The sequence below is a fragment of the Protofrankia sp. CiP1_Cm_nod3 genome (assembly GCF_982290655.1).
Window position 1 is genome coordinate 1 of sequence record NZ_CEVIVD010000205.1, and the last position, 6,395, is coordinate 6,395.

Annotated in this window: 3 protein-coding genes and 2 pseudogenes; 2 read left to right on the forward strand and 3 right to left on the reverse strand. The window is 70.7% G+C overall.

Annotated features, from left to right (window positions below; all coding sequences use genetic code 11):
• Positions 1 to 2,291 (reverse strand): phosphoribosylformylglycinamidine synthase subunit PurL (purL, locus tag AC5LUJ_RS22680; protein ID WP_493465716.1); only part of this gene is annotated, 2,291 nt, incomplete at its 3' end.
• A gap of 426 nt (positions 2,292 to 2,717) precedes the next feature.
• On the opposite strand from purL, the pseudogene AC5LUJ_RS22685 reads away from it, so the two are divergent.
• Positions 2,718 to 3,071: pseudogene (locus tag AC5LUJ_RS22685) on the forward strand (AlbA family DNA-binding domain-containing protein); the annotation flags it as partial.
• A 56-nt stretch (positions 3,072 to 3,127) separates the two neighbouring features.
• On the opposite strand, the pseudogene AC5LUJ_RS22690 reads toward AC5LUJ_RS22685, so the two are convergent.
• A pseudogene (locus tag AC5LUJ_RS22690) lies at positions 3,128 to 3,298 on the reverse strand (IS5/IS1182 family transposase); the annotation flags it as partial.
• Between the two features lie 478 nt (positions 3,299 to 3,776).
• The gene (locus AC5LUJ_RS22695) at positions 3,777 to 4,883 is read right to left on the reverse strand and encodes a DUF3027 domain-containing protein (protein ID WP_493465717.1); all 1,107 of its coding nucleotides are present in this window, start codon (positions 4,881 to 4,883) and stop codon (positions 3,777 to 3,779) included.
• Positions 4,884 to 5,026: 143 nt separating this feature from the next.
• Between AC5LUJ_RS22695 and AC5LUJ_RS22700 the strand changes: the two genes are divergently transcribed.
• The coding region (locus tag AC5LUJ_RS22700; RefSeq protein ID WP_493465718.1) for an MFS transporter at positions 5,027 to 6,395 on the forward strand (1,369 nt) is incomplete at its 3' end.

The window sequence follows — 6,395 nt, forward strand, 5'->3', positions numbered from 1 at the left end:
GTGGTGAACAGGGAGGGCAGGGTGGAGGTGTGGGCGGTTCGCAGGTCGGCCAGGGTGACGGTGAAGGCGTCCTGGACCTCGAGGGTGTCGCCGTCGACCACGCCGATGCGCCGACACGGCAGTCCGCGGGCGGCGCACATGTCGGTGAAGCGCAGTTCCTCGGAGCGGGCCACGGCCACCACCGCGCGGCCCGCCGACTCGCTGAACAGCTCGGTGAACAGGTCCGCGTCCCGGGGGAAGACGATCCGGGCGCCGTGCCCGCCCCGCAGGCAGGACTCGACCAGTGCCTGCGCCAGCCCGCCGTCGGAGAGGTCGTGCGCCGCGGTGAGCATCCCGTCGCGGGAGCCGGCGACCAGGATCTCGGCGAGCAGCTTCTCGGCCGCGAGGTCGACGGCGGGCGGGCGCCCGCCGAGGTGACGGTGGGTCACCCAGGCCCACTCTGAGCCGCCGAACTCCTCCCGGGTCCGCCCGAGCAGCAGCAGCGAGTCACCCTCGTCCGTGAAGCCGATCGGGACCCGCCGGGCCACGTCGTCGAACAGGCCGAGGACGCCGACGACCGGCGTCGGGTTGATCGGCGTGGCGCCGGTCTGGTTGTAGAACGACACGTTCCCGCCGGTGACCGGCAGACCGAGCCGGCGGCAGGCGTCCGCGAGGCCCCGGCAGGCCTCGGCGAACTGCCACATGACCTCCGGGTCCTCGGGGGAGCCGAAGTTCAGGCAGTTGGTCACCGCGATCGGTGTGGCCCCGGCCGCGGCCACGTTGCGGCACGCCTCGGCCAGGGCGAGCTGCGCGCCCGCGAACGGGTCGAGCCGGGTGTAGCGGCCGTTGCCGTCCGTGGCCAGCGCGATGCCGAGGCCCGTCTCCTCCGAGAGCCTGACCACCCCGGCGTCCTCGGGCTGCGCGAGCACGGTGTTCGCCTGCACGTACCGGTCGTACTGGTCGGTCACCCACGCCTTCGAGCACAGGTTCGGCGAGGCGATCATGGTCAGCAGGGTGGCGCGCAGCTCGTCCCCGGTGCTCGGGCGCGGCAGTGCCGCCGGGTCGTCCAGCCGCAGGGCGTCGAGGTCCGCCGGCCGGCGCACCGGCCGGTCGTAGACGGGCCCGTCGTCGGCGAGCGAGCCGGGCGGGACGTCGACGACGACCTCACCGTGCCAGCGGACGACGAGGCGCCCGCTGTCGGTGACCGTCCCGATCCTGGTGGCCAGCACACCCCAGCGTTCGGCGAGCGCGAGCACCTCGGGCAGCGCGTCCGGGGTGACGATCGCGAGCATCCGCTCCTGGGACTCGCTGGCGAGGATCTCGTGCGGCGCCATCGACGCCTCGCGCAGCGGGACGAGACCGAGGTCGACCGCCATCCCGCCGGGGCCGCCGGCGGCGAGCCCGGCCGCGGTCGTCTCGGTCAGCGCGCAGGTCAGCCCGGCCCCGCCGAGGTCCTGGATGCCGACGACGAAGCCGCGGTCGAACAGCTCCAGGCAGCACTCGATGAGGATCTTCTCGGTGAACGGGTCGCCGACCTGGACGGACGGCCGGCGCGCCGGCCCGCCGCCCTCGTCGAAGGTCGCCGACGCCAGCACGGACACGCCGCCGATGCCGTCCCGGCCGGTCTTGGCGCCGAGCAGGACGACCGCGTTGCCGACCCCGGTCGCCGCCGACGTCTGCACCCGGCCGACCGGCAGCACGCCGACGCACAGCGCGTTGACCAGCGGATTTCCCTGGTAGGACGGGTCGAAGACGACCTCCCCGCCGATCGTGGGCAGGCCGAGGCAGTTGCCGTAGCCGCCGATGCCCGCGACCACCCCGGGCAGCACCCGGGCGGTGTCGGGGGCGTCGGCGTCCCCGAAGCGCAACGGGTCGAGGACGGCGACCGGCCGGGCGCCCATGGTGAGGATGTCGCGGACGATCCCGCCGACGCCGGTCGCCGCGCCCTGGTACGGCTCGACGAAGCTCGGGTGGTTGTGCGACTCGATCTTGAATGTGACGGCGAGCCCCTCGCCGACCGCGACCACCCCGGCGTTCTCGCCCATGCCGACGAGCAGCCGGTCACCCGCGGGCGTGTCGCGGAACTGGCGCAGGTGCACCTTGGACGACTTGTACGAACAGTGCTCGCTCCACATCACCGAGTACATGGCAAGCTCGGCGTCGGACGGCGTGCGCCCGAGCGTGCTGACGATACGGGCATACTCGTCGTCAGTAAGCCCGAGCTCATGGTAGGGCTGCGCGGTCGCGCCAGGCACAACAGCGTCGGAAAGCAGCGTGGACGGGACGGTGGGTGCGGTCGGTGTACCGGTCACGCCACCCATCTTCCCGGACGCTTCCCGGTGAAGCCGCCCAGCGCCCGCAAGCCCGGCCAGCCCCAGGCATCCCGCCAGGACGAACCCGATCGGGCCAGGTCAACGATGCCCTGACTGGTGAGCCTCGACCAAGGTAGGTCACCCCCATCCGCAGCTTTCCAGCGGCGCCGGGCCTGGCTGCGCCCATGTCCGACATGATCACTACTGCGTCCAGCCGGCCGGCGTCGCCGACAGCCGCTGGCACCGTTTCCAGACAGATCCAGATCTGGCGCTGAGTCCCCCAGGTCGTCACAGCCCGCGTTCCACGCTCCTGGCATTACCCGCTCCACAGGTCCAACTGTCAGCCCTCCATCACACAAGTCCATCACCCAAGCTTGACTCCAAAATTTGTATGTAGACTGATTGAAGTTGTGAGATGGGAGTGTGATGACGAGCCTCCAGAGCGAGTTCGACGAGGCACTCGTACGCCTCCGGCGCGCCGGTACGGACCTGCAAACCGTAGAAGTGAAGGCATCCGCTGGAGGACTGCCCAGATCGGCTGCCGAGACCGTGTCGGCCTTCGCGAACTCCCAAGGAGGCCTGCTGATCCTCGGACTCGACGAGTCAAAGGGGTTCCGGCCGGTGGAGACCGACGTGTCGAAGCTCGCGAACGATCTCGCCTCAGCTTGTACCGACCAACTTGAGCCGCCGATTCGACCCGAGATCGATATCGTCGAGGTAGATGGTCAACCCGTTGTAGTAGCACGGGTGGACGAGATACCCGCCGATCGCAAGCCATGCCATGTGAAGGCGCGCGGTATGGATCGCGGCTCATATATCCGTACGCACGACGGTGACCGCGTGCTGTCAAGGAACCAGCGCAGTATCAGGACTGCTTGCTGGTGGCGGATCAGCGCGCGGGTATCGGTGTGGGTGCCGCGTCGGGTGCGTTCCGCGGCGAGTAAACCCTCCAGAAACTCAACGGTTTCCTCGCGTGATGGCAACACGGCCGTATATGTCACACTCACCGGGACGCGGAACCTTTCTAAGGCTGATCTTTGGTCGGAGCAGTCTTCTTAGCGGGGTCCCGCGTCTTCTTGTTGAATCGTCAGTTCCCGGGCGTGTCAGCTATCAGCTATGGAGAGTGTCGGTCGCGGACAGTCATGAGTCGTTACGCGGAAAGGCTCAATCTTATCGCACCTCATCGGATCCTCGGGCAGCTCAAGGAATTTGCCAAGAGGCCACGCGACGTGCTAACTACTCCGAGAACACTTCCGGCCAACTTTCGTCGGCATTCTCGAGATCTTCATAATCTCCTGTTTCGAGAGGCGCTCAGACTTCGGCACTCAGGAATCATAATAAAGTAACACATACATCCTCGGGAGCGTCTTCGCAGGCCACGGGCCCGTGGAAGGCTCAAGGTGCACAGGCTGCTTCATTCCGGCTTCTAAACCGCCATCGGCCGCCAAGAGAGAGGCGGAACCGAACGGAGAGCCGGGAGCCGCGTCAGGAGTGGCCGTAGGGCTCCGGGCCGGCGGCGTCCCAGGCTGGGGCGGCCTGGGCGGGATCGTCCGGGACCGAGCCCGGCGGATGCGCGGCGACGCCGACCAGCTCCAGGTCGGCGGACCCCGCGTCGCCCGGGTCGTCGTCGTACACGATCGACTCCGGGTGCGCGGACGGCGCCACCAGCGCCTCCGAGTGGGCGCCGCAGCCGTGGTCGAGCGCGGTCACCCGGCCGTCGTCCGGCGCCATCTCGTTCGCGCACACCCCGAACACCTGCCCCAGTGCGCCGGCGAGACGCACGTGGAAACCGCAGGTCCGGCAGGCGGCGGGGGCGACCCGGGCGATGGACGCCTCCGGGCCGGACTCACCGGCATACCAACGGGCCAGCGCATCGTCACGACCCGTCACTGACAGCAGACGCGGACGGCCGAGGCCGAGTTCGTGCCACGCGTCGGTGTCGACGAACTCCTCGACGTCGCCGAGACGCAGCGTCAGGCGCGGGTCGTCCACGGCGGTCGGCAGCAGGTCGCCGACGCCGACGTCACCGGGGCGCAGCCGCTGGGACCACGGCACCCACTGCGGGGCGGTCAGCGCACCCTCGCCGGGCAGCAGCACCACGTCGTCCACGGTGGCCTTGCGCATACGCGCGGCGCGCGTGACCACCACCGTCCAGACCCAGTTCGGGTAGGCGCGTGACCGGCAGGCGAAACGGTGCAGGACAAGCCGTTCGCCGTCGGCCTCGACACCGAGATGCTCACCGACCAGACCGGGATCACCGGCCTCGGCGAACGCGGCGGCCCGGGCCTGCTCGACGGCCGCGGCACACACGGCGTCCAGCACGGGTGGGCGCGGCGCCCGGGGTGCGCGCGGGGTCCGGGGTGAGGCGGACGGCCGGCTCGCCCGAGCGGCCCGCGCCGGCCGGTCGCCCCGGGCCGGGTCGACGGGCTCCGCCGGGTCGACGGGCCGGTCCGGGTCAACAGGCCGGTCCGGGTCAACAGGCCGGTCCGGGTCAACAGGCCGGTCCGGGTCAACAGGCCGGTCCGGGTCAACAGGCCGGTCCGGGTCGACGGGCCGGTCCAGGTCGACGGGCCGGTCAGGATCGACGGGCACCGTTGCGTCCCCGCTCACCGGTGCCGGGGGTGCTGCCGGGCCGAGCTGTACATCCTGAGCCTCCACGCACGTATTGTCGCCTACACGTTCCGGAACTGCGCTGCGTGGTCGTGATGGCTCTCCTGGGGGGGAGGACACTCAGCATGGTGAACGTGGGTGCCGGTGTCGCCAGGAGGGTGCGGAGGCTGCGGGCCTCCGCCCGCCGGGGCGGCGCCGAACAGTCCGGGCTCGCCTCCCTGGTGGAGCTCTCGTTCGTCAACGCGGCCGGGGACGCGCTGGTCACGGTAGCACTCGCCGGCTCACTTTTCTTCGCGGTACCCACCGGTGAGGCGCGTTCGAAAGTCGCCCTGTACCTGTTGATCACGATGGTGCCGTTCGTCCTGCTGGCACCGGTGATCGGCCCGGTGCTGGACAGGTTCGCCTATGGCCGCCGGACCGCCCTGGCCGCGATCTGCCTGGCCCGCGGCATGCTCGCCTGGCAGCTCGCGAGCTCCCTCGACGGAGTGGCGGTCTACCCGCTGGCGCTCGGGCTGCTGATGCTGTCCCGGTCGTTCGGGGTGGCCCGCAGCGCGGTCATCCCGCGGGTGACCCCCCGGGAACTGACCCTGGTGAAGGTCAACTCCCGGATCTCCCTGGTCAACATCGTGGCCGGGGCGGTGGCGGCCCCGCTCGGGCTCGGTATCGCCAACATTCCCTACATCGGCTACCCGTGGGTGCTGCGGATCTGCGCCATCGTCTACATGACGGGTGTTCTGCTCGCCTTCAACCTGCCCGGACACGTCGACTCCGCCGCGGGTGAGAAACGCGCCGTCCTCGGGGCGGGCCGCTTCCGCCCGCACCGGGACATCACCGGCCGGCTGCGCCGCGCGCTCGGCGGGCTGCCGGTGGCCCTGCGCGCCTCGCTGGTGCTGCGCGGCCTGGTCGGGTTCCTCACCTTCTACCTGGCGTTCCTGCTGCGGACCAGCGGCGGCAACAACCTGTGGCTGGCCGGGCTGGCGATCTGCGCCGGGGTGGGCAGCGGCCTGGGCGTGTTCGTCGGCGGCCGTCTCGGCCGTAAACGGCCGGAAGCGCTGCTGATGCTGTCGCTGCTGATGGCCGCCGGCGGCTGCCTGGGCGCTGCCGTCAACTACACCAAGCTGACCTCGCTGCTCGCGGCCCTGCTGGTCACCATGGCCAGCTCGACCGGCAAGCTCGGGCTGGACGCCATCATCCAGCGGGACGTCGCCGAGGACACCCGCAACTCGGCGTTCGCCCGCTCGGAGACCGCGATGCAGCTCGCCTGGGTCGCCGGCGGCGCGACCGGCCTGATCGAGATGCCCGGCACGCTCGGCTTCGCCGCCGCGTCCGCGGTGGTCCTGGGCACGATGTTCGTGGAGACCCGGGCCCTGCACCGTTCCCGGGCCGCGGCCCGGGAACGTCACAATGTCCCGTACGCCCCGGCAGCCCCGCACGGCCCGCACGCCGCCGCAGCCCCGTACGGCCCGGCCACCCCGTCCATGGCCCACTTCGACC